General features: G+C 69.0%; 19 protein-coding genes. 10 read left to right on the top strand and 9 right to left on the bottom strand.

All coding sequences use genetic code 11. The annotated features are described in order from the left end of the window. Positions 1-15 precede the first annotated feature (15 nt). The 3 genes from O1Q03_RS26100 to O1Q03_RS26090 all read right to left on the bottom strand — a co-directional run bounded on the left by O1Q03_RS26100 (position 16) and on the right by O1Q03_RS26090 (position 3,301). Positions 16-987 carry an ornithine cyclodeaminase family protein gene (locus O1Q03_RS26100; RefSeq protein WP_269506912.1) on the bottom strand — a complete coding sequence of 324 codons (972 nt, stop codon included), beginning with the start codon at positions 985-987 and terminating at the stop codon, positions 16-18. A gap of 143 nt (positions 988-1,130) precedes the next feature. Continuing rightward, positions 1,131-2,261, bottom strand: coding sequence for a DSD1 family PLP-dependent enzyme (locus O1Q03_RS26095; RefSeq protein ID WP_269506911.1), 1,131 nt, complete (start codon positions 2,259-2,261; stop codon positions 1,131-1,133). A gap of 95 nt (positions 2,262-2,356) precedes the next feature. Further along, positions 2,357-3,301, bottom strand: coding sequence for a LysR family transcriptional regulator (locus O1Q03_RS26090; RefSeq protein ID WP_269506910.1), 945 nt, complete (start codon positions 3,299-3,301; stop codon positions 2,357-2,359). A gap of 450 nt (positions 3,302-3,751) precedes the next feature. Between O1Q03_RS26090 and O1Q03_RS26085 the strand changes: the two genes are divergently transcribed. Genes O1Q03_RS26085 through O1Q03_RS26075 form a run of 3 tightly spaced genes read left to right on the top strand, consistent with a single transcriptional unit; the run spans position 3,752 to position 8,966 of the window. Continuing rightward, complete coding sequence (locus tag O1Q03_RS26085) at positions 3,752-4,360, top strand: DUF2760 domain-containing protein (protein ID WP_269506909.1); 609 nt, start codon at positions 3,752-3,754, stop codon at positions 4,358-4,360. Beyond that, positions 4,357-6,198 (top strand): Hsp70 family protein, encoded by a 1,842-nt coding sequence (locus O1Q03_RS26080; protein WP_269506908.1) that lies wholly within the window; start codon positions 4,357-4,359, stop codon positions 6,196-6,198. Before O1Q03_RS26085 ends, O1Q03_RS26080 begins: the two co-directional genes overlap by 4 nt. 5 nt (positions 6,199-6,203) lie before the next feature. Continuing rightward, positions 6,204-8,966 carry an Hsp70 family protein gene (locus O1Q03_RS26075; protein WP_269506907.1) on the top strand — a complete coding sequence of 921 codons (2,763 nt, stop codon included), beginning with the start codon at positions 6,204-6,206 and terminating at the stop codon, positions 8,964-8,966. Positions 8,967-9,053: 87 nt separating this feature from the next. Here the strand turns inward: O1Q03_RS26075 and ctlX are convergent, their stop codons facing one another. Together ctlX and O1Q03_RS26065 are read right to left on the bottom strand one after the other, a co-directional pair. Next, complete coding sequence (gene ctlX / locus O1Q03_RS26070; RefSeq protein WP_269506905.1) at positions 9,054-10,055, bottom strand: citrulline utilization hydrolase CtlX; 1,002 nt, start codon at positions 10,053-10,055, stop codon at positions 9,054-9,056. Positions 10,056-10,114: 59 nt separating this feature from the next. Beyond that, positions 10,115-11,194 carry an ornithine cyclodeaminase gene (locus O1Q03_RS26065; protein ID WP_269506904.1) on the bottom strand — a complete coding sequence of 360 codons (1,080 nt, stop codon included), beginning with the start codon at positions 11,192-11,194 and terminating at the stop codon, positions 10,115-10,117. Positions 11,195-11,489: 295 nt separating this feature from the next. On the opposite strand from O1Q03_RS26065, the gene O1Q03_RS26060 reads away from it, so the two are divergent. Then, the gene (locus O1Q03_RS26060; protein WP_006753967.1) at positions 11,490-11,921 is read left to right on the top strand and encodes an Lrp/AsnC family transcriptional regulator; all 432 of its coding nucleotides are present in this window, start codon (positions 11,490-11,492) and stop codon (positions 11,919-11,921) included. Positions 11,922-12,455: 534 nt separating this feature from the next. Beyond that, on the top strand, positions 12,456-13,034 hold the full coding sequence (locus O1Q03_RS26055; protein WP_269506901.1) for a methyltransferase family protein: 579 nt from the start codon (positions 12,456-12,458) through the stop codon (positions 13,032-13,034). A 125-nt stretch (positions 13,035-13,159) separates the two neighbouring features. On the opposite strand, the gene O1Q03_RS26050 is transcribed toward O1Q03_RS26055, so the two are convergent. Genes O1Q03_RS26050 through O1Q03_RS26035 form a run of 4 tightly spaced genes read right to left on the bottom strand, consistent with a single transcriptional unit; the run spans position 13,160 to position 16,797 of the window. Further along, positions 13,160-13,774 (bottom strand): peroxidase-related enzyme, encoded by a 615-nt coding sequence (locus tag O1Q03_RS26050; RefSeq protein WP_269506900.1) that lies wholly within the window; start codon positions 13,772-13,774, stop codon positions 13,160-13,162. After that, entirely contained in the window at positions 13,771-14,301 is a 531-nt protein-coding gene (locus tag O1Q03_RS26045; RefSeq protein WP_269506899.1) for a CMD domain-containing protein, read from the bottom strand. The genes O1Q03_RS26050 and O1Q03_RS26045 overlap by 4 nt, the downstream gene beginning before the upstream one ends. A gap of 46 nt (positions 14,302-14,347) precedes the next feature. After that, a complete protein-coding gene (locus tag O1Q03_RS26040; RefSeq protein ID WP_269506898.1) occupies positions 14,348-15,778 on the bottom strand; it encodes an NAD(P)-binding domain-containing protein in 1,431 nt (476 codons plus the stop codon). Then, positions 15,775-16,797: a LysR family transcriptional regulator gene (locus O1Q03_RS26035; protein ID WP_269506897.1), complete on the bottom strand. Its 1,023-nt coding sequence runs from the start codon at positions 16,795-16,797 to the stop codon at positions 15,775-15,777. Before O1Q03_RS26035 ends, O1Q03_RS26040 begins: the two co-directional genes overlap by 4 nt. Before the next feature lie 354 nt (positions 16,798-17,151). Between O1Q03_RS26035 and O1Q03_RS26030 the strand changes: the two genes are divergently transcribed. The 5 genes from O1Q03_RS26030 to O1Q03_RS26010 all read left to right on the top strand — a co-directional run bounded on the left by O1Q03_RS26030 (position 17,152) and on the right by O1Q03_RS26010 (position 22,372). Then, entirely contained in the window at positions 17,152-18,345 is a 1,194-nt protein-coding gene (locus tag O1Q03_RS26030) for an ABC transporter substrate-binding protein (protein WP_269506896.1), read from the top strand. Positions 18,346-18,409: 64 nt separating this feature from the next. After that, the gene (locus O1Q03_RS26025; RefSeq protein WP_269506895.1) at positions 18,410-20,209 is read left to right on the top strand and encodes an ABC transporter permease; all 1,800 of its coding nucleotides are present in this window, start codon (positions 18,410-18,412) and stop codon (positions 20,207-20,209) included. 11 nt (positions 20,210-20,220) lie between these two features. Next, positions 20,221-21,078, top strand: a complete 858-nt coding sequence (locus O1Q03_RS26020) for an ABC transporter ATP-binding protein (RefSeq protein ID WP_269506894.1) — start codon at positions 20,221-20,223, stop codon at positions 21,076-21,078. Further along, a complete protein-coding gene (locus O1Q03_RS26015; protein ID WP_269506893.1) occupies positions 21,075-21,839 on the top strand; it encodes an ABC transporter ATP-binding protein in 765 nt (254 codons plus the stop codon). The genes O1Q03_RS26020 and O1Q03_RS26015 overlap by 4 nt, the downstream gene beginning before the upstream one ends. Before the next feature lie 86 nt (positions 21,840-21,925). Next, on the top strand, positions 21,926-22,372 hold the full coding sequence (locus tag O1Q03_RS26010; RefSeq protein WP_269506892.1) for a hypothetical protein: 447 nt from the start codon (positions 21,926-21,928) through the stop codon (positions 22,370-22,372). Positions 22,373-22,375 lie beyond the last annotated feature (3 nt).

Raw genomic sequence — 22,375 nt, 5'->3', positions numbered from 1 at the left:
CCACGCAACGGCCGCTCACCACGGCCACGGGATCGAGCGCCCCGTCCCGTCGTCGACGGCCTGCCGATACAGGAAACGCGCAACGGTCAGATCCTGCAGCGCGAGGCCCGTCATGTCGAATACGGTGATGTCGCTCGCGCAGCGATCGACCGATACGGCCCCGGCGAGTACGGCGCCGATCTCGGTGCGCGGCAGCTCGGGCGCCCACTGGCACTCGCCGATGCTGCGCGCCTGCTCGTGATCGTCCACGTAAATGCGCGCGCGCTGCAGCACGCCGTCGGGCAGTTCGCGCTTGCCCGCGGTATCGGCGCCCACGCAGGTCAGGTGCGTGCCGGGCTGGACCGCGTCCGCGTCGAACAGCGGGCCGCCGCCCGGCGTCGCCGTGATGACCACGTCGCTGTCGGCCACCGCATCGTTGCGGTCGCGTGCGACGCGGAGGTCGCAGCGTTCGCGGAATGCCGATTCGAACCCCGGATCCGTGTCGCCGCTGACGTTCACGTATTGCACCGTGCATCGTTGCGGCAGCAGCCGGATCGCATAGTCGAGCTGGACGCGCGCCTGCACGCCGGTGCCGAACACGCAGATTCGTGAACTGTCGCGGCGAGCGAGCGCCTGCAGCCCGAGGCCGCCGGCCGCGCCGGTGCGGCCGGTGGTGATCGCATTGCCATCCATGATGCAGAGCGGCCGGCCGGTGGCCGGATCGAACAACGCGATGGTCGCCTGGTGCGGCTCGCCACCCCGGCTTCGGTTACTGGGCCAGAACCCGGCCGCCTTGAAGCCGAGCAGTTCCTGGCTCGCGACGTCGCCCGACTTGATGCCGAACACGCCGCCCGTGTGCAGTTTCTCGCGCACGACCGGGAATACGCGTCCGGCGCGTTGACTGTGCAGTACGAACGCTTCGCGGACCGCGGCCATCACCTGTTCGGCTTGGAGGGCCGGTTCGACGACATCCCGGTCGAGAAGAAGGAGTTGCGCGTCTGTCGGCATGGTCAGCGAGCCTGTGCAGGTGCAATACGAATTGCGGTATTTATAGTTTGTCTAGATTTGGACAATTAGTCAATGTCGTTCGGGCTAACGCGCGGCGTCGAATTTCTCGCGGGAAATCGGGGCGTTATGGGCGGCGACGCTGCTTACCACCCGTAGAAGCGCGGCCAGGTCTCGACGGCACCGTCGCCGCTCAGCGCGAGATATTCCGGATGTTGCGCACCGGTCGCGCACGCATGGTTCGGCAGGATGCGCAGACGGGTCCCGATCGGAAACCGCTGCGCGATGCCCGCATCCGGCGTACCGATCCGCGACACGATGCCGTGCTCCTGATTCGCCGCGCTCATCACGTACTCGCCGAGCACGTCGCCGTCCTCGGTACACACCTGCCCGTAGCCGAAATCGCGCGCCTGCCGCTGCGTGCCGCGATCGCGGCTCATCGCCATCCAGCCCGCGTCGACGATCGCCCAGCCTTTCTCTTCCTGATGCCCGATGACGGTGGTCAACACCGACAGCGCGATGTCGGACAGCGCGCACACGCCGATGTTGTGCATCACGAGGTCGAACATCACGTACACACCCGCGCGGACTTCCGTCACCCCGTCGAGGTGTTCCGCCGACAGCGCGGTCGGTGTCGAACCGATGCTCACGACCGGGCACGGCAACCCCGCGGCCCTGACGCGCTCGGCCGCGCGCACGGTGCGGCTGCGCTCCTGTTCGGCGATCGCGACCAGCGCTTCGCGCGTGTCGTATTCGTAGCTGGAGCCGGCGTGCGCGAGCACGCCGCCGAGCGTCATGCCGCCGTCGACGAGCGCTCGGCCGACGGCGATCAGCAGGTCGTCGTCGGGCGCAATGCCCGAGCGGTGGCCATCGACGTCGACTTCGATCCAGACTTCGAAGCGCTCGTCGTGCGCGCGCCCGAATTCGGCGATGGCGTTGGCCGTCTGCAGGCTGTCGGCGACGATCTTCAGGTCGCAACCCTGGCGGCGCAGCGCGAGCGCCTGGCCGAGCTTCGTGGGGATCATGCCGACCGCGTAGACGATGTCGCGCACGCCGCCGGCGAAGAACTGTTCGGCTTCCTTCAGCGTCGACACCGTGATGCCCCGCGCACCGGCGGCGATTTGCGCGTCGACGACGTGCCGGCACTTGGTCGTCTTCACGTGCGGACGGAACGTCACGCCGAGCGCGTCCAGATGCGTTTGCATGCGCGAGATGTTGTGCTGCATGCGGCCGACGTCGATCAGCGCGGCCGGTGTGTTGACGACGGGAATGCCCATGATGTGTGTACCTCGCTGGATTGCCGACGCGCACACTGTAGGGTCTTTGGCGCCGCGCGTGTTTAACGCGTGCCAAATCGTTCATTAAGCGCGGTTTAATCGCGTGGCGCGACGGATGCCTTGCCACGCCACGGCGGCGGGTCGAAGAACTGCGTCGCGGCTTCGAGGAACACCCGTTGCCGCGCCGAGCGGCCGGTGCGCGACGGCAGCAGGGCGGTCACGGGCGCGGGCGGCAGATGCCAGTCGGGCAGCAGCCTGACGAGCTTGCCGCTGGCGAGCAGCGGTGCGACGTCCCACTCGGAGCGTTCGACGATGCCGAGCCCGGCCAGTGCCCAGTCGGTGATGACGGTGCCGTCGTTCGACGACAGCGCGCCCGTGACGCGAATCACCGCCGAGCGTCTGGGTTCGCGTTTGCCGTCGCCGGCCTGCGAGAAGCGCCAGCGCGGAATGTCCTCGTCGTTCTCGCGCAGGCACAGGCAGTCGTAGCGGGCGAGGTCGGACGGATGGTTCAGTGACTTGATCCGGCGCGCGTAGCCGGGGCTCGCGCACAGGAAGCGCTCGTTGGGCGCGAGCGGATAGCCGATCCACGACGACGACTTCAGGCTGCCGACATGGACGACCACGTCGGCGCCCGATGCGCTGGTCAACGGGCTTTCCGACAGATGCAACGAGATCTCGAGCTTCGGGTGCGCGCGCTGGACGTCGCGCACGATCCGCGCGACGTACTTGCGCCCGAAGCCGAACGGCGCGACGACGCGCAGCGCGCCCTGCACGTCGCCGTGGTCGCCGGCGATATTGACCGGCAGCGCGTCGACGCGCTCGAGAATCCCGATGGCTTCCTGGTACAGCCGCTGGCCTTCGTCGGTCAACGCGATCCCTTTCGACTGCCGCACCGCGAGCCTGACGTTCAGGCGCGCCTCCATCCGCTGCAGGCGTATCGTGACCGCGGGCGGCGTGAGGTCGAGCAAGCGCGCGGCGGACGCCAGGGAGCGCGACGCGCCGATCGCGCGAATCAGTCGAAGGTCTTCGAGGTCGAGCATTTCGTGTCTCTTAACGGCGGGTGTGGCGAGCATTAAACCTCACATCACGCGGCGAGTCTGAAAATCAACGCGCATTTGTCGGCGGCGCTGAGAGGCCGAGACGACGCTGCTCGCGCGCTTCGGCGAGGTGACGCTGCTTGCTGTCGCGCGAATTCGAAGCGACGGCCGTGCGTCGCCGCAAGCCGCGCTGACGCGCCGCAACATCGCGTTCGGCGCGCGCTAGCGTGTAGTCCGACGCAATCCGGCGCAGCGTGAAATCCGTGCGCCGCACCGATCTGTCCCCCAACTTCTGCCCGGTTCGCCCGGCACAGGGCAAAATACGGGTTTTCCGCATCCGCGAGGGTGTGTCCGAATCACGCGCCGGGCGGTGGCAGTGCGCAATCGCACGCCGCCGCCGGGCGCCCAGGCAAGCTGCTCGCCGTGTCGCGAGCCCACAGGAGTCCAGACCTCATGCCCGAATCGAACCTGTCCTTCTTCGGCCGGCTATCGCTGGCCGTCGGCACATTCTTCTCCGTGCTCGGCAACCGCGAATTCGCGGCCGCCGTGCTGCGCGTGCGCAACGGCCCGCCGGCCTCGGCCCCGGTTGCACCCGCACCGGCGGCGGCCCCGGTTGCGCCTGCCGCTGCACCGGCCCCGGCACCCGCGCCCGTGAAGGCGCCGGCGCCCGAGCTGCGCGAAGCGAGCCCGCAAGCGGCGCTGCAACTGCTCGGCCTGCTGCAGCGCGATGCGCGCTTCATCGATTTCGTCGAGGAAGATATCGCCGGCTACGGCGACGCCGACATCGGCGCCGCCGCCCGCCTCGTGCACGACGGCTGCCGCGCCGCGCTGCGCGAACACTTCACGATCGTGCCGGTGCGCGACGAAGCCGAAGGCAGCCGCGTGACGCTGCCGGCCGGCTTCGACGCGACGGCCGTGCGCGTGACCGGCAACGTGGTCGGCGCGGCACCCTTCACGGGCACGGTCAGCCATCGCGGCTGGCGTGTCTCCGACGTGCGCCTGCCGAAGCTGACGGGCAGCCACGACGCATCGGTCATCGCACCGGCGGAGGTGGAACTGTGAGCGATCCGCGCTATTCGATCGGTATCGATCTCGGGACGACCCACTCCGCGCTGTCGTACGTCGACAGCGCCGCGAGCGACGGCGAAAAAGTCACGCAGCAGGTGCTGCCGATCCCGCAGCTGACCGCACCCGGCGCGCTGGAGTCGCGCGACCTGCTGCCGTCGTTCCTCTATCTTCCGCATGAAAGCGAGCTGACGCAGGGCGACCTCACGCTGCCGTGGACGGACTCGCGCGCGTTCGCGGTCGGCGAGATGGCGCGCACCCGCGGCGCCGGCACGCCGATCCGCCTCGTGTCGAGCGCGAAAAGCTGGCTGTGCCACCCGGGCGTCGACCGCCGCGCGGCGATCCTGCCGAGCGATGCGCCGCCGGAAGTCGCGCGCGTGTCGCCGCTCGAAAGCTCGATCCGCTACCTGACGCACCTGCGCGAAGCGTGGGACCACGCACGTCCCGATGCGCCGTTCGTGGATCAGGACGTGACGGTCACGATCCCCGCGTCGTTCGACCCGGCCGCGCGCGAACTGACGGCGGAAGCCGCGCGTGCCGCCGGCTATTCGCGGATGACGCTGCTCGAAGAACCGCAGGCGGCGCTCTACAGCTGGATCCAGAAGAGCGAAGGCGGCTGGCGCAAGCAGGTGCAGGTCGGCGACCTGATCCTGTGCGTGGACGTCGGCGGCGGCACGACCGACCTGTCGCTGATCGCGGTGGTCGAGCGCGACGGCAATCTCGAACTGCACCGCGTGGCGGTCGGCGAGCACATCCTGCTCGGCGGCGACAACATGGATCTCGCGCTCGCGCACGTGGTCGCGCGCAAGCTCGCGCAGCAGGGCACGCAGCCCGATCCGTGGCAACTGCGCGCGCTGACCTACGCGTGCCGGTCGGCGAAGGAAATGCTGCTGTCCGACCCGACGACCGACGCGGTGCCGCTCGTCGTGCCGAGCCGCGGCTCGAAGCTGATCGGCGGCTCGATCCGCACGGAGCTCACGCGCGCGGAACTCACGCAGACGATCCTCGAAGGCTTCTTCCCGCAAGTCGACGCGGCGGCGCGCCCGGTGAGCCGCGCACGCGTCGGTCTCACGCAGCTCGGGCTGCCGTATGCGCAGGACGCGGGCATTACGCGCCATCTCGCGGCGTTCCTCGGCCGCCAGGTCGCGGCGCTCGACGCACTCGAAGGCGTGCAGCGCACGCTGCCGCAGGGCGCGACGTTCCTGCATCCGACCGCGGTGCTGTTCAACGGCGGCGTGTTCAAGTCGACGCTGCTCACGGAGCGCGTGCTCGATACGCTCAACAGCTGGCTCGCCGCCGAAGGTGCGCCGCCCGCGCGACTGCTCGAAGGCGCGGATCTCGATCTCGCGGTCGCGCGCGGCGCGGCGTACTACGGCTTCGTGAAGCGCGGCCGCGGCGTGCGGATTCGCGGCGGCACGGCGCGTGCGTACTACGTCGCGATCGAGTCGGCGATGCCGGCCGTGCCGGGGCTCGAACCGCCGGTGCAGGCGCTGTGCGTCGCGCCGTTCGGGATGGAGGAAGGCACGGACGCGGCGCTGCCGCCGCAGGAGTTCGGCCTCGTCGTCGGCGAACCGGTGCAGTTCCGCTTCTTCGGGTCGTCGGTGCGGCGCCAGGACCAGGTCGGCACGCTGCTCGACTACTGGTCGCCGGAAGAGCTGCAGGAGCTCGAGGAAATCCAGGCGACGCTGCCCGCCGAAGGGCGTACGGTCGGCGAAGTCGTGCCGGTGAGGCTGCATGCGCGCGTGACGGAGGCCGGCACGCTTGAACTCGAGGCGATCCCGAGCGGCACGGACGAGCGCTGGAAGGTCGAGTTCGACGTGCGCGGCACCGCCTGAGCGCGATGAAGCGCTATACGGTCGGCATCGACCTCGGCACGAGCAACACGGTCGTCGCGTACGTCGAGGCCGGCTCCGACACGATCCGCGTGTTCGACGTCGAGCAATTGGTCGGCCCCGGCGCGGTGGCGGCGCAGCCGCTGCTGCCGTCGGTCCGCTATCACCCGGCGGCGGGCGAACTGCCGCCGGATGCGCTGCGGCTGCCTTGGACGCCCGGCCCGAAGGCCGATGCGAAGGCCGATGGGAAGGCGGCCGGCGCTCCGCCGGCCGTGATCGGCCGCTATGCGCGCACGCTCGGCGCGCAGGTGCCGGGCCGGCTCGTCACCAGCGCGAAGAGCTGGCTGTCGCACGCATCGGTCGACCGGCTCGCGGCGATCCTGCCGTGGGGCGCGGCCGACGGCGTCGACAAGGTGTCGCCGGTCGATGCGAGTGCGAGCTACCTCGCGCACGTGCGTGCCGCATGGGACACACGCTTTCCCGATGCGCCGCTCGCGAAGCAGGACGTGATCCTCACCGTGCCGGCGTCGTTCGACGACGGCGCGCGCGCGTTGACGGTCGAGGCCGCCCGGCGCGCGAAACTGCCGGCGCTGCGGCTGCTGGAAGAGCCGCAGGCCGCGTTCTACGACTGGTTGTACGGCCAGCGCGCGACGTTGCGCGACACGTTCGCCGCGGCGCGGCGCGTGCTGATCTGCGACGTCGGCGGCGGCACGACCGACCTCACGCTCGTCGACGTCGCGCCGGGCGACGACGGTGCGCCCACCTTCACGCGCGTGGGCGTCGGCAATCACCTGATGCTCGGCGGCGACAACATGGACCTCGCGCTCGCGCGCCTGGTCGAGACGCGGCTCACCGAGCCCGGCACGCGGCTGTCGGCCGCGAGCCTGTCGCAGCTCGTCGAACGCTGCCGTGCGGCGAAGGAGCGGCTGCTCGGCGACGATGCGCCCGCGTCCGTCACCGTGACGCTGCTCGGCGCGGGCAGCAAGCTCGTCGGCGGCGCGCGCTCGGCGGAGCTCACGCGGCAGGAGGTCGAGCAGATCGTCGTCGACGGGTTCTTTCCGCAGGTCGAGGCTGGCGACTTGCCGCGCCGCGCGCGGGCCGCGATCGTCGAATTCGGGTTGCCGTATGCGAGCGATGCGGCCGTCACGCGGCACGTCGCCGCGTTCCTGAATCGTCATGCGGAAGGCCCGCTGCCCGACACGCTGCTGCTCAACGGCGGCGTGTTCCGCGCGGGCGCGCTCGCCGGCCGTCTCGCGCAGACGCTCGGCGCGTGGCGCGGCGCGCCGCTCGACGTGCTGCACAACGCGCATCCGGACGTCGCGGTCGCACGCGGTGCGGTGGCCTACGGGCTCGCGCGCGCGGGGCATGCGCCGCGTATCGGCGGCGGCTCGGCGCGCAGCTATTTCCTGGTGCTCGACGATGGTGCGGGCGACGCGGCCGCGCGCGGCGTCTGCCTGCTGCCGCGCGGTTCGGAAGAAGGCCGCGAGATCCGGCTCGAGGATCGCACGTTCGCGCTGCAGCTCGGGCACCCGGTGCGTTTCCACCTCGTGTCGACGGTGGCCGATACCGTGTACCAGCCCGGCGATCTCGTCGACCTGGACCGCGGCGATTTCGTGCGGCTGCCGCCGATCGCGACGGTCGTCGATCGCAAGGCCGGCGGCGACGCGCGCGAAACGCCGGTGAAGCTCACAGCGTCGCTGACCGAGGTCGGCACGCTTGAAATGCATTGCATCGCGACCGACGATGCGTCGCGCCGCTGGCGGCTCGAATTCCAGCTGCGCGGCGACGCGCCCGCGCAGGGCGACGATGGGACACCGTCCCGCCATCCGCGTCTCGATCACGCGATCGAGCTGATCGACCGCTCATTCGGCGGCAAGGCCGCGGGCGTCACGCCGAAGGACACGCGACGGTTGCGCGCGCAACTGGAACAGGTGCTCGGCCCGCGCGACGAGTGGGACGTCGCGCTCGCGCGCGAACTGTTCGATGCATTGCTCGCGCGGGCGCGTCGGCGCCGGCGTTCGGCCGATCACGAGCGCGCGTGGCTGAATCTTGCCGGCTATTGCCTGCGTCCGGGCTTCGGTCATCCGCTCGACGCGTGGCGCATCGAGCAGCTCTGGCCGCTGTTCGACGACGGGATCCAGTACGTGAACGACGCGCAGGTGTGGTCCGAATGGTGGACGCTGTGGCGTCGCGCGGCCGGCGGTCTCGACGACGATGCGCAGACGCAGGTGCGCGATGCGATCGCGTTCCTCGAACCGTCCGACGACAAGCGCCGCAAGCTGCCGTTCGACCCGGCCAAGGTCGGCCCCGCCGACATGACGCGCTTGTCGGCGTCGCTCGAGCGGCTGCCGGTCGAGCGCAAGGTGGAGCTGGCCGAGCGTTTGATCGGGCAGTTGCAGAAGCCGGCCGAGCGCACGCTGTGCGCGTGGGCGCTCGGGCGCATCGGCGCGCGCCGGCCGTTCTACGGCAGCGCGCACAGTGTCGTGCCGGCCGACGTCGCGACGCGCTGGCTCGACGCGCTGTTCGCGCTCGACTGGAAACAGGTCGAACCCGCGGCGTTCGCGGCGGCGCAAATCGCGCGCATGACCGGCGACCGCGAACGCGATCTGCCGGACGATACGCGCGAAGCGGTGATCAAGCGTTTGTCGGCGGCCAACGCATCGGCGGCGTGGATCGACATGGTGCGCGAAGCGATCGCGTTCGACGAGGCCGACACGGCACGCGTGTTCGGCGAAACGCTGCCGGCCGGGCTGAAGCTGCTGGGTAGTTGAATCAACAACGGATGCATCGATCCCGTTCGGAGACCGATGCATCCGCTTGTGTCCGACAGTCCGCTGCAATGGCGGACGTGTGTTCGCTCAGGCGAGCGCCGTTGCTTCGCGTTGCCGCTCCACCGCTTCGCTTGCCATCACGCCATGCATCGACGTGCGCCGTGCGAGATGAATGCCCGCGAGCATGCAGCGCACCGAGCCGCCGGCCAGTTCGATCGTCGGCACGTCGAGCGGCAGCAGCCGCGCCGAGCGCTCGATCGTCACGCGTTGCTCGCCGGTCAGGCAGTCGAATGCGCGTCGCGACAGCGCAAGCACGCGCCCGTCCGTGCCCGACAGTTCCAGCGTATTGCCCGCGAAATGGGCGATCTGCGCGTAATCGAGCGCGATCACCGTGCGGCCGGTTTCGGTCAGGCGTTGTGCGATTTCCTCGCGGCGCCGGCGATCGGCGATCAGGTCGAGACCGACCATCGCGAACTCGGTCGCGACGCTCATCATCACGTTCGTGTGATAGATCGGCCGCCCGTTCGCGTCGGCCGTGTCGAAGCAGATCGGCTCGAAGTTGAAGTTCGTGCAGAAGCGTTCGAGTGCGACCGGATCGGCGCGGCGCGAACGCGCGGTGTATGCGATTCGTGCGACGTGGTCGAGCACCATCGCGCCGGTGCCTTCGAGAAACACGTCGTCGTATTCGAGGCCCGAGTAGTCGATCACGTCCTGCACGCGGTACTCGGCCTTCAGCATGTCGATGACATCGGCCCGCCGTTCGCGGCGGCGGTTCGGACTGTACATCGGGTACAGCGCGACGTGCCCGCCCGGATGCGTGGAGAACCAGTTGTTCGGGAACACGGAGTCCGGCGTGTCGCGCTCGCCGTGGTCGTCGAACACGTGCACGCGCACGCCGGCTTCGGCAAGCGTTTGCGCGGCGGCCGTGACTTCGTCGCGCGCGGCGGCGGACACCGACGCCGTGTCGCGCGCAGCGCCGCCGGCCGTGCGCTGGAACGCGTTGTCGGCCGCGGTCTGCGGGTTCGGCAGGAAGCGGTGCGGCCGGATCATCACGACGGCGGCCGGCGCCTGGATCGATACGAGATTCATGAACGGTAGTGGCGAGAGGCGAGGAACCGGGCGGCGCGCACGCCGCCCGGCAATGACGGTCAGCGCGCAAACGCGGCGACGGCTTCGGCGACGAACGCCGCGTGACCCTGCGCGACTGCGGCCGGATCGTCGATCAGCGCGAACAGGTTCTTCGGATCGACGGCCGGCGGAATCAGCGCGATCTCGATGCCGGCGTTGTGCTGCTGCGCGAGCGCGTACAGGTAGCGCAGCGCGGAATAGTCTTCGAGCGCGAAGCCGACCGAGTCGAACACGGTGACTTCGTCAGCGCGTTCGCGGCCCGTCGTTTCGCCCTGCAGCACGCGCCACAGTTCGGTGACGGGGAAGTCGGCCGGCATCTGCTGGATCTCGCCTTCGATGCGCGACTGCGGCTCGAATTCGACGAACACGCGGCCCGCGTGCAGCACGCCGGCGTCGAGCTCCGTCTTGCCCGGGCAATCGCCGCCGACCGCGTTCAGGTGCATGCCGGGCTCGATCATGTCGGCCGTGACGATCGTCGCGTATGCCTTGTCGGCGGTGACGGTCGTCACGATGTCGGCGCCGCGCACGGCATCGGCGGTCGACGCGGCGCGCACGACGCGCAGCGCCGGATACGCGGCGAGGTTCTTCGCGAGCTTGTCGGTGGCGAGCGGATCGACGTCGAACACGCGGATCTCTTCGATGCCGAGCAGCGTGTGGAATGCGATCGCCTGGAATTCGCTTTGCGCGCCGTTGCCGATCAGCGCCATCGTGCGCGAATCGGGGCGGGCGAGCGCCTGCGCGGCGAGCACCGACGTCGCGGCCGTGCGCAGCGCAGTGGTCAGCGTGAGTTCGGCGAGCAGCAGCGGGTAGCCGGTGTCGACTTCGGCGAGCGCGCCGAACGCCATCACCGTGTGCATGCCGCGCGCGGCGTTCACGGGATGGCCGTTCACGTACTTGAACGCGAACAGCGAGTCGTTCGCGACGGGCATCAGTTCGATCACGCCGTCGCGCGAGTGGCACGCCACGCGCGGCGACTTGTCGAAGTCGGCCCAGTGCAGGTAATCGGCGCGCAGCGTGTCGACGAGTTCGCGCAGGAACGGCGTGACGCCGGTCCTGGCGATCAGTCGGGCGGTGGCGGGAACGTCGAGGAAGCGAGTCATCGGTCTGTCTCCATTATTTTGCCGGTGCGGATATCCGGCGTTCCGGTCGACCGGGGCGGGCGCTGTGGCCCGGGCCCCGGCTCCATGAAAAGCGGCGTCGCGGCGCGTTGGGCCGGTCGATGGAGTCATTATTTCCGGGAGTCGAGCCAACAAAAAGACGGCAAAAGTGGCAGATTTCTCGGTAGACTTTGCAAATTGCTTGACATATCCGGCAGTTTGCTCAATTCCCGCTGGTCGGAATGCGCACTGTCCGGCACGCTGGCGGCCCGTTCACGCTCAACAGGAAGAGGCGTTCATGATTACGCTCGACGACGTCGACCGGCAGCTCATCGCGCTGCTGCGCGATAACGCGCGGCTGCCGGTCGTCGCGCTTGCGAAGGAACTGCGCGTCGCGCGCGCGACCGTGCAGAACCGGCTGACGCGGCTGGAGAAGAACGGCGTGATCGTCGGCTATACGGTGCGGCTCAAGCCGGCCGCCGAGCGGCACCGGATCCGCGCGCTGATGTCGATCGCGGTGCAGGGCAATCGCGGCGCGGAAGTGGTGAAGGTGCTGCGCGGGCATCCGAACGTCGCGTCGATTCACAGCACGAACGGGCGCTGGGATCTGGTCGCCGAGCTGCACGCCGATTCGCTCGAGCATTTCGATCGCGTGCTCGGCGCGATCCGGCTCATCGACGGGATCGCAAGTACGGAGACGAGTATTTTGTTGTCGACGCACAAGGCGTGACGCGGCGTGGCGTGCGCGTCAGTTCCGTTGCCAACGCGTGTTTGAAACGCCGACGGATACCACCGACGCGGCTGCGGCGGCCGTGCAAACGATAGCGGCGCGAAGTTCGTGAGCGGGCGTCGTCGTTCGGTTGCGATCACGGCCACGGGCCACGGCGTACGCGGCAATTACCGGGCCTGCTTCGTTCGGAATCCGAGCCAGTCTATTGCGGAGCACGAAGATGATTTCGTCAGACCGAGGAGCGTAGGCGCGGCGAAATTCAGCCCTTCTGACCTTCCACTCGTCCGATGTCCTCGGGACTTACACTAATCAACGTCACAAAGTCAGAAACCTGGCCTGCTGCATCGAGGCGGGCCATGCTAACCTGCAGCCGCAATATAAAAAAACGCGATAAATGACGGGGTCTATAAGATGAGAGAGGCCGTACAGGATGCAGGGGGACGGGGAGCATACGAGGAAGAAGCGCTGGTGCCGCACGTCGCAAGCGCGGCAGCGGAGTCGGAACAGATCGACCTGATCGAACTTGGCGCGCGCGTGTCGTCGGTGACCGTACTGGGCGCATTTGCCTATCTGACTTACATCCCGTGGCGACAGGATCCGAGCCGGATCACGCTGGTCCTGCTGCTGGTCGCCGCGGCATTGACCGTCGGCATGTCGGCATTCGCGAAATTGCCGAAGCAGCGCGACTGGCATCCCGTCGCGGTGTGCGTTTCTCTTGGCGGTTCGTTCTACTGCCTCGCCTATCAGCTCGACGCCAGCACACACCTGATTCCGGAGTGGGCAGGCGGAGCGTTGCAGATTTTCGGGATCGCATTCCAGCTGCTCGCGAAGCTGTCGCTGGGGCGCTCGTTCGGTCTGTTGCCGGCCAACCGCGGGGTCGTGGCGAGCGGCGCATACCGGTTCGTGCGTCACCCGATCTATGCCGCTTACCTGGTGTCCGAGCTTGGTTTCCTGCTCGCAAACTTCAGCTCCCGAAACTTGCTCATGGTCAGCAGCTGGATGCTGTTGCAGGTCGGGCGAATCATTCTGGAAGAACGCGTGTTGTCGGAAGACGCGGATTATCGCGCGTACAAGGCGCAGGTGCGGTACCGGTTGGTTCCGGGCGTGTTTTGACGGGCATGCGGAACGCCCGCCATTGCGCATTACCGGTGAAGCACCTTGGCGCCGGCCGTCGTGTCGCGATCGGTCGAGCGCCCGCCGGTCTATCGGCAAACCTCAGCATCGCTGAATTGACGGCGTCAGACAGTCATGTCGACGGGCCGCGTGCGCGCGTGATCGGGAAACACCGGTTCACCCAGCGTCAGCATCAACCGGTTCGCCCACGCGAAAATCGCGACGGCATGCGACAGGTCGAGAATTTCCTCATGCGTCAGCCCTTCCGCTTCGAGCGCGGCGATGTCGTGCTCGTCCACCGCGTCGGGCCGTTCGGTCAGCGCGATCGCGTAGCGGATGATCGCGCGTTCGCGCGCGGACGTGCCGGCCGTGGCCGGATCGTCAAACACCTGTTCGATCGCATCGGTACGCTTCGCGAGCTGCGTGAAGCGCTGCGCATGCACCGATGCGCAATACACGCAGCCATTCACGCGCGACACGACCGTGCTCGCCAGTTCGCGTTCCGCGCGTGAGAGGCCGCCGGGGCCGTACATGATCGCGTTGAACACGCCCGAGCGCTGCCGCAGGATCTCGGGCAGATGGACGAGCAGCAGGTAATAGTCGGACGTCTTTGCTTGCGGATGGCTCGCTTCGAGCACCGCGAGCTGGTCGGCCGTTGCGCCGTCGAGCGGCACGGTGTCGAGCCACGCGCGCCAGCCGAGCGTGTCGGACGTGAAGCCGTGGGCGGTCGTGGTCGTCATGCGGCCTCCTTGCCGGCGCGTGCCTGCAATGCGTGCGCGGCTGCCGCGACGCGCAATTGATAGGTAACGAATGCGACGAGCTGCGACAGCGCGACGATCGCCGGCGTCGTGAGCCCGGCCGACTTCAGCGCGTCGAGATCGGACGGGCGCGCGTCGACGGGCGCGAGCGTCAGCCGGTGTGCATGTGCGAGCAGTGCGCCGATGCGTGGCGGCAGCGCGTCGAATGCATCGGCGTCCGCATGCGCGATGTCGTCCGCCGTGCCGCCCGCAGCGAGCAGTCGTGCGCGGTACGTTGCGGCGAGCGCATGCGCGTTCGAGCGCTGCGCGACATATCGCGCCGCATGCAATCGTTCGGCCAGCGAAAGATCGGGCAGAGCGGGATCGAACAGCGCGGCTTCGCTCGATCGCGTATGGAGCAGGATCTTGTCGCGGGCGCGACGCAGTGCGGCTACTGCATCGCCGTCGCGCAGGCCGGCGACGGCGTCGATCGTATCCGGCGCGGCGGCCGGCGTGATGGGTTCGGTCATCGTGGTGGTTTCCAGTCTCGAGTGTCGTCGTTGATCGCCGCGGCGCTCATGCATCGGCATCGTGCCATTCGTCGCCTTGCAGCTCCGCGTTCGCGAACGCGACGAGCGCGTCGTAGTGGCGGTCGCGATCGGCATCGAACAGCCGGCTCGCGATGCCGCGCGCGAGCCGTTCGGCGCCGGCGCTGATCGCGGGGATGTCGCCGGACAGCTTGCCGTGGCTCAGGCTCGCCGCATGGTTGAAGCAATGAATGCGCGTGACGGCCGGGCATGCGCCGGGTTCGCGCTCCTGGAACGCGAACGCAGGGCCGAGATCGGGCGACTCGGCGAGCTCGTCGAGCGACGTGCCCGGCTCCGGGCGATAGCGATCCCTCCAGCGCCGCACATGCGGCCCGAACGACGCGAATTCCGCACGCGTCGTCCAGTCCGAATGAAACCCCGTCGCGAAGATCAGGAAGTCGACCGTGTAGCGCCCGCGCGGCGTGATCACGTCGAGGCCGTCCGCGTGTTCGACGAGCGTTTCGATCGGGCTGCCCGCATGGAAATACGCATGCGCATGCCGGGACACGCGCAGCACGCTGTCGCGCGGCGGCGGTGTCTGCGACGTCAGCGCGTAGTGCATGAAGCGCCACTTCGTCGCGTCGTCGAGATCGGCGTAGCCGTGCACGAGCCCGGGGCTGCCGATGCCCGTCAGCTTGTTGATGCGCGGAATGTCCGCACGTCGGAACAACAGGTCGACGCGCGCGGCGCCCGCTTCGAGCGCGGTGCCGGCATTGTCGAACGCGGATGCGCCCGCGCCGACCACGCCCACCCGCTTGCCGGCAAGCGCGGCGAAATCGATCGGCTCCGAAGAATGGGCCCAGCGGGTGCGCGGCGCACGTTGCGCGACGGGCGGCACGTATGGGCCGCCGAGTCCGTCGCGGCCGGTGGCCAGCACGACGTGCCGTGCGAGCAGCGTGTCGCCTTCGCCGTTTGCGCGGATGTCGAGCGAGAGCAGGCCGTCGTCGCGCGGACGCAGCGCGACGAGCGTGGAGTCGTTGCGCACCTGCAGGCCGAGCACGCGGCGATACCAGCGCAGGTAATCCATCCATTGCGTGCGCGGAATCTTGTAGAGCGCATCCCATGCTTCGCGGCCATATTGCGCTTCGAACCACGCGCGGAACGTCAGCGCGGGGAGTCCCAGCGCGGGGCCGGTGAGTTGCTTCGGTGAACGCAGCGTCTCCATGCGCGCGAACGTGATCCACGGGCCCTCGTAGCCGGCCGGCGCGCGGTCGATCACGCACTGGTTGTCGATGCCGAGCAGGCGCAGTTCGGCCGATGCGGCGAGCCCCGCCATGCCGCCGCCGATGATGGCGACATCGAGCACGCGTGCGCCGTCGACGTCGCGCGGCGGCACCCACGACGGGGCGGGCAGATCGAGCCAGCGCAGATCCTGCGCGAGCCGCGCTTCGAGGGCTTCGAGTGTGGCGGGCGTCGTCATGCGGCCTCCCGGCGCGTACGGCGCGCGCGCTTGGTGCCTGCGGTGCCTGCCGCTCGGGTTGCGCGATCGGTGCGCAGGCGGTCGCCGCGCAGCAGCGCGTCGTGCGCGGCAGCGTCGTGGAAGATCACGTCGTCGAGCAGCGTGCGCGTCGTGCGATGCAGCGCGTCGAGCAGCGCGTCGACGGCGGCCGTGCGCGCTTTGCCGGCCGGTGTCGCGACCCCGAACGCGAACGGGATGTCGACGTCGAGCGGGCGCGCGGCGACGCCGTCCACCGGCAGCGCGACGCCGGTCGCCGGATCGACGATGCCGATCCCGATGCCCGCGCGCGCGGCCATCACCGCATTCAACGACGCATTGGTTTCGATGAACACGCGCGCATCGACGCGGGCGGCGGCGAACGCGGCATCGATCCGCTGGCGCAGCCGGTGCCGGTTCGCGACCGTCACGATGCGACGCCGCGCGAGATCGCGCAGCGCGATGCGCGGCTTCGTCGCGAGCGGATCGTCGGCGGGCAGCACGGCGACGCACGGCGTCTGCGCGATCCAGTGCACGTCGAGCCCGGCATGCGCCATCGGCAGCGTGACGACGCCGATATCGGCGGTGCCGGCCAGCACCTCGTGCACGACGTGTTCGGCCGACTCGCTGCGCAGTTGATAGTGCGGCGCATGCGCGTCGCCGGGAAGGGCCGCAAGCGCGGCCGGCACGAGCGTGGCCGCGAGCGAGGGCGTGGCCGCGATGCGCACGGGTTCGGCCGTTTCGTCGCCGAGTGCGCGTGCACGCGCTTCGATCGCGCGCAGCCCGACGAGCGAACGCTCGACTTCCTCATAGAGCAGGAACGCGCGGCGCGTCGGCGTCACGCGCGGGCCGTGCCGGTCGAACAGCGCGTAGCCGAGATCGGCTTCGAGCTCCTGGATCTGCCGCGTGACGGCCGGCTGCGAGCGGCCGAGCAGTTCGCCCGCGCCGGTCACGCTGCCGGCCGACATGACCGCGGAAAAGGCTTCGAGTTGATGCAGCTCCATGACGCGTTCCGATGATGCGATTTGCGCATTGTAGGAGTGCGAGCATGCGCGATTCATATAATGATTTTTGCTATCGACAGCGCGATAAATGCGAAGCGCATACGCGCCGCGACGGCCGGTCATGCATGCACGCGCACTCGTTGCCATCGGCCCCGCGCGGGAAACGTCAATCGAATCAATGTGCTGCGCCGCGCGCCGATGCAGCGCGCGATGCGCGATACGCGGGACACCGTCACGCATGCGTTTCACTTCGCGCCATGCGCGATATCGATATGCGCAAAACTTCGTTGGAACGCTCCGGACCGGATGGTTACATGCCCTCACTCTTTTCGATCGACTGAAGCTGGGGGACGCATGAACGTTTCGGGGAACGACACACGCGGCGCATGGCGGCGCGTGCTGGGCACGGTGGCGGCGCTGGCTGCCGCATGGGGTTTGTCGACGGGCGGCGCGCTCGCGGCAGGCGTGGCGGGCGAGCCGGTCGTGATCGGCGTGAGCGGGCCGCTCACCGGGCAGGACGCGCAATACGGCGAGCAGTGGAAGCGCGGCTTCGATCTCGCGCTCGACGAGATCAACGGCAGCGGCGGCATTCATGGCCGGCCGCTCGCGATCGACTTCCAGGACAGCCGCAGCGATCCGCGCCAGGCCGTGGCGATCGCACAGAAATTCGTCGCGGACCCGCGCGTCGTGATCGAGCTCGGCGACTTCTCCAGCGCGACGTCGATGGCCGCGTCGCCGATCTACCAGCGCGGGCAACTGCTCCAGTTCGGCTTCACGAACTCGCATCCGGATTTCACGAAGGGCGGCGACTATCTGTGGAGCACCGCGCTGAGCCAGGCCGAAGAGCAGCCGCTGCTCGCGCGCTATGCAGTGAAGGAACTCGGCTTCAAGCGGATCGCGGTGCTGTACCTGAACACCGACTGGGGCCGCACCAGCAAGGACATCTTCGCGAAGGCGGTGACGGGGCTCGGCGCGCAGGTCGTCGCGGCCGAGGGCTACCAGCCGACGGAGAAGGATTTCCGTTCAACGCTTGTGCGCATCGGTGAATCGAAGCCCGATTCGATCGTGCTGATCTCGTACTACGCGGACGGCGCGCAGATCGTGCGGCAGGCGCGCACGTCGGGGCTCACGCTGCCGATCGCGGCGGTGGGCTCCGTGTATTCGCCGAAGTTCCTCGAACTGGGCGGCACGGCCGTCGACGGCGTCTATACGGAATCGAACTTCTTCCCGGCCGAGCCGCGTCCGGAAGTCCAGGCGTTCGTGCAGCGCTATCGCGCGAAATTCCATACCGATCCCGATTCGTTCGTCGCGCGCGCGTACGACGCGCTGATCCTGTCGGCCGACGTGCTGCGCCGCTACGGCACGACGCGTCAGGCCGCGCACGACGGTTTCGCGAAGGTGAGCGACGTGCCGAGCGTGATTTTCGGCAAGGTGCGCTTCGATCCGCAGACGCGCCGCGTCGCGGGCGCGCGCACCGTGTATCTCGTCGTGAAGCAGGGGCAGTGGGCGCTGTGGGATGGCGCGAAGCCGCAGATCGCGGCGCGCTGAATCCGAACGCGAATCTCACCCTCACTCTGACCTAGACCCGCATGCCCAAGACGGACGCATCGTGATGGCTTCCTGGCTCGACTACACGCTCAACGGCCTCATCGTCGGCAACATCTACGCGCTGCTCGCGGTCGGGCTCGCGCTGATCTTCGGCGTGTCGCACCTGATCAACTTCGCGCACGGCTCGGTCTACATGGTCGGCGCGTTCATCGGCTGGCTGTGCCTGACGCGCTTCGGGCTGCCGCTGCCGATCGCGCTCGCGGCGGTCGTGGTCGGCTGCGGCGCGCTCGGCATCGCGATCGAGCGGATCGGGTTGCGGCCGCTGCGCCATGCCGCGCGCATCGCGCCGCTGCTCGCGACGATCGGCATCAGCTTCATCCTCGACCAGCTCGCGTTCGGCGCGGACCCGCGCGCGGTGCCGACGCCGCTGCCCGACTGGCACGTGCGGATCGCCGGTGCGACGCTCGGCTCGCTCGACCTGCTGATCGCCGGCATCGGCATCGCGGCGGCCGCGCTGCTGTACGGCTTCCTGCGCTTCACGCGGCTCGGCTGGGCCGTGCGCGCGACCGCGCAGGATCGCGACGCCGCGCTGCAGATGGGCGTCGACGTCGATCGCGTGAACCAGACGGTGTTCGCGATCGCGTGCGCGCTCGGCGGCGTGAGCGGCCTCCTGGTCGGCATGTACTACAACAGCATCGATCCGGCGATGGGCTTCCAGGCGACGCTGAAGGGCGTGGTCGCGCTGCTGATCGGCGGGCTCGGCAACGTGCCGGGTGCGATCGCGGGCAGCCTGCTGCTCGGTCTCGTCGAAAGCTACGGCGTCGCGCTGTTCGGCACGAGCTACCGCGACCTGTTCGCGTTCGGACTGCTGATCGTGTTCCTCGTCTGGCGTCCGAACGGGCTGTTCAGCGCGAACCGCGCGCTGCCGCCGGAGCCGATGACGGGCACGTTCCTCGCGGCCGCGAAGGCGGTGCGCGTGCCGCGCCCGGTGCTGGCGCTGCTGATCGCGCTGGCGGCCGTGCTGCCGTGGCTCGGCGCATCGCCTTACGTGCTGCAGACGTTGACCAACGCGTGGCTGTACGGGCTGCTCGCATTGAGCCTCACGCTCGTCGCCGGCACGGTCGGGCAGATCTCGCTTGGTCATGCGGCGCTGCTCGTGATCGGCGCGTATGCGTCCGCGCTGCTGTCGTCGGATCTCGGCTGGTCGCCCGCGGTGACGATTCCGTGCGCGGGCGTGATCGCCGCCGTGCTCGGCACGCTGCTCGTCTATCCGGCGTTCCGGCTGCGCGGACACTACGTGTCGATCGCGACGCTCGGCATCGGCGAAGTGGTGAGCCTCGTGATCCTGAACTGGGACGGCCTGACGCGCGGCCCGCTCGGCATCACCGGTATCGCGCCGCTGCCGTGGGCGACCACCGCGCGCGCCGCGTACTGGTTCACGTTCGCGGTGCTCGTCGTGTTCGCGCTCGTGCAGGTGCGGCTGTTGCGCTCGCATCTCGGCCGCACGCTGCGCGCGGTGCGCGAGGACGACGTCGCCGCGCGCGCGCACGGCATCGCGCCGAACCGCTACAAGGCGATCGCGTTCGCGGTCGGCGGTGTCGCGGCGGGCGTGAGCGGCGGGATTGCCGCGCATCTGTACAGCTACATCAATCACCAGACCTTCGATTCGCAGGTGTCGATCCTCGCGCTGACGATGGTGATCCTCGGCGGGCTCGGCAACGTGCTCGGCGGCATCGTCGGCGCGGTTGCGCTGATCGGGCTGCCGGAGTTGTTCCGCTGGGCGGCCGACTACCGGATGCTGATCTACGGGCTCGTGCTGCTGCTCGTCCGGTTCCGGCCGCAGGGCGTGCTCGGCACGGTGTGAGGAGGAATGCAATGACCACCACCCGACCCTTGCTCGACGTGCAGGGCCTGACGCGCCGCTTCGACGGCGTGACCGCGCTCGACGGTGCGAGCCTCGCGCTCGCCGACGGCGAACTGCTCAGCGTGATCGGCCCGAACGGCGCGGGCAAGTCGACGCTGTTCAACCTGATCGCGGGCGCCGACCGGCCCGATGCCGGCCGCGTGACCTTCGACGGCCGCGACATCACCGGCACCGCGCCGGAACGGCTCGCGGCGCTCGGCATCGCGCGCACGTTCCAGCACGGCCGCGTGTTCGGCAACCTGAGCGTGCTCGACAACGTGCTGATCGGCGCGCATGCGCGGCTGCGCGCGGCGCGTCCCGGCTGGCCGGCGCTCGGCGCGGCCGCCGAAGTGCTGCGCGCGCTCGTGCGGCCCGCGTCGGTGCGCCGCGAGGAAGCGGCGCTGCGCGACGAGGCGCGCGACATCATCGCCGGCTTCGGCGAGCGGCTCACGCCGCGCATCGATCATCCGGCGCACAGCCTGTCGTATGCGAACCGGCGGCGCGTGGAGATCGGCCGCGCGCTCGCGCTGCATCCGCGCCTGCTGCTGCTCGACGAGCCGACGGCCGGCATGAACGAGACGGAAACGGCCGAGATGCTGCAGCTGATCCAGTCGCTGAAGGCGCGCGGGCTGACGATCCTGCTGATCGAGCACAAGCTCGAACTGGTGATGCGCGTGTCCGACCGCGTGATGGTGCTCGACAACGGCGTGAAGATCGCCGAAGGCGCGCCGCGCGACGTGCGGCACGATCCGCGCGTGGTCGAGGCTTATCTCGGCCGCCGCCATGCGGGCGGCGCGGCGGCCGAGCGCACCGTGCAGGCGGCCGCATGAGCGCACTTTATTCGGACGCCGATACGACTATGACCGACGCGCTGCTGAAACTCGAACACCTCGACACGTTCTACGGGCCGGTACAGGTGCACTTCGACGTGAATTTCGAAGTCGGCCGCGGGCAGATCGTCAGCTTGCTCGGCGGCAATGCGAGCGGCAAGTCGACGACGATGAAGCTGATCCTCGGGCTGATGCGGCCGAAGCGTGGCGTCGTACGTTTCGACGGCGACGACGTGACCGCGCTCGCGACACCGCAGCGCGTACGGCGCGGGATCGCGGCCGTGCCGGAAGCGCGGCGGCTGTTCGGCGACATGAGCGTGCGCGAGAACCTGTTGATGGGCGCGTACACGCGCGGCGATCGTGCGGCGGTGAGCGAAGACTACGAACGCATGCTCGACCTGTTTCCGCGTGTGCGAGAACGGCTCGCGCAGCGCGCGGGCACGCTGTCGGGCGGCGAGCAGCAGATGCTCGCGATGGCGCGTGCGCTGATGGCGCGGCCGAAGCTGATCTGCATGGACGAGCCGACGATGGGGCTGTCGCCGCTGTACGTCGACAAGGTGCTGGAGCTGATCGACACGATCAACCGGCAGGGCGTGACGGTGTTCATGGTCGAGCAGAACGCGAGCCTCGCGCTGGAGATCGCGCACTACGGCTACGTGCTGCAGACGGGGCGCGTGGTGCTCGAAGGGCCCGCGAAAACACTGCTCGACGATGAACGCGTGCGCGATGCGTATCTCGGCGGGGAGGCGGTGGCGGCGTAAGTCGTGCACCCTGGCGCGGCCGTGCTCGATGAAAAGTGGAGTAGATTGATGTTCTGTGGCGATCGGCGCCACGGAGATCACCCGCCATGTTGACCTATTCCACGCAGAAAGTCGGCTACGACTACGACCAGCTGGATCCCGAGCGAGCGACGGACTACGCGTCGTTCGCGCGGGCCTTCGATGCATTCCCGTGGGTCGCGCAGCATGCGGACTGGAACGTGTTGCAGGACGGCCCGTTGCCCGCGCTCGTGCTGCAGCATGCCGGCGATCGGCGCGAATTGTGGATCAGCGCGCTGAGCGACGCGCATTCGGACGGCTTCCAGTTGAATGCGGTTTCCATGCGGATGAAGAAGGGGTTGTTCGGCATCGGAAAGGCGAAGCTGGGGCAATACGTCGAAACGATCGACGTCAGGAAGCGCGTCGACGTCGACACGTTGTGCCGTCTCTTCTGCGACCGCCACTATCACGAGCTGGACCGGCTGGTGGCGCGGCATGCGGAGCGCAACGCCGACCGTCGCGACAGCGACGATTGAGCG

Source organism: Burkholderia sp. IMCC1007, assembly GCF_027257875.1.
Taxonomy (GTDB): Bacteria; Pseudomonadota; Gammaproteobacteria; order Burkholderiales; family Burkholderiaceae; genus Burkholderia.
This window is presented reverse-complemented; position numbering and strand designations above follow the sequence as displayed.

Bases quoted from the DNA above. Each gene is read 5' to 3' on its own strand.
- O1Q03_RS26085 (WP_269506909.1), top strand. From the start codon at position 3,752: ATGCCCGAATCGAACCTGTCCTTCTTCGGCCGGCTATCGCTGGCCGTC.
- O1Q03_RS26065 (WP_269506904.1), bottom strand. From the start codon at position 11,194: ATGACTCGCTTCCTCGACGTTCCCGCCACCGCCCGACTGATCGCCAGG.
- O1Q03_RS26090 (WP_269506910.1), bottom strand. From the start codon at position 3,301: ATGCTCGACCTCGAAGACCTTCGACTGATTCGCGCGATCGGCGCGTCG.
- O1Q03_RS26060 (WP_006753967.1), top strand. From the start codon at position 11,490: ATGATTACGCTCGACGACGTCGACCGGCAGCTCATCGCGCTGCTGCGC.
- O1Q03_RS26015 (WP_269506893.1), top strand. From the start codon at position 21,075: ATGAGCGCACTTTATTCGGACGCCGATACGACTATGACCGACGCGCTG.
- O1Q03_RS26035 (WP_269506897.1), bottom strand. From the start codon at position 16,797: ATGGAGCTGCATCAACTCGAAGCCTTTTCCGCGGTCATGTCGGCCGGC.
- O1Q03_RS26045 (WP_269506899.1), bottom strand. From the start codon at position 14,301: ATGACCGAACCCATCACGCCGGCCGCCGCGCCGGATACGATCGACGCC.
- O1Q03_RS26100 (WP_269506912.1), bottom strand. From the start codon at position 987: ATGCCGACAGACGCGCAACTCCTTCTTCTCGACCGGGATGTCGTCGAA.
- O1Q03_RS26095 (WP_269506911.1), bottom strand. From the start codon at position 2,261: ATGGGCATTCCCGTCGTCAACACACCGGCCGCGCTGATCGACGTCGGC.
- O1Q03_RS26050 (WP_269506900.1), bottom strand. From the start codon at position 13,774: ATGACGACCACGACCGCCCACGGCTTCACGTCCGACACGCTCGGCTGG.
- O1Q03_RS26025 (WP_269506895.1), top strand. From the start codon at position 18,410: ATGGCTTCCTGGCTCGACTACACGCTCAACGGCCTCATCGTCGGCAAC.
- O1Q03_RS26075 (WP_269506907.1), top strand. From the start codon at position 6,204: ATGAAGCGCTATACGGTCGGCATCGACCTCGGCACGAGCAACACGGTC.
- ctlX (WP_269506905.1), bottom strand. From the start codon at position 10,055: ATGAATCTCGTATCGATCCAGGCGCCGGCCGCCGTCGTGATGATCCGG.
- O1Q03_RS26010 (WP_269506892.1), top strand. From the start codon at position 21,926: ATGTTGACCTATTCCACGCAGAAAGTCGGCTACGACTACGACCAGCTG.
- O1Q03_RS26030 (WP_269506896.1), top strand. From the start codon at position 17,152: ATGAACGTTTCGGGGAACGACACACGCGGCGCATGGCGGCGCGTGCTG.
- O1Q03_RS26040 (WP_269506898.1), bottom strand. From the start codon at position 15,778: ATGACGACGCCCGCCACACTCGAAGCCCTCGAAGCGCGGCTCGCGCAG.
- O1Q03_RS26020 (WP_269506894.1), top strand. From the start codon at position 20,221: ATGACCACCACCCGACCCTTGCTCGACGTGCAGGGCCTGACGCGCCGC.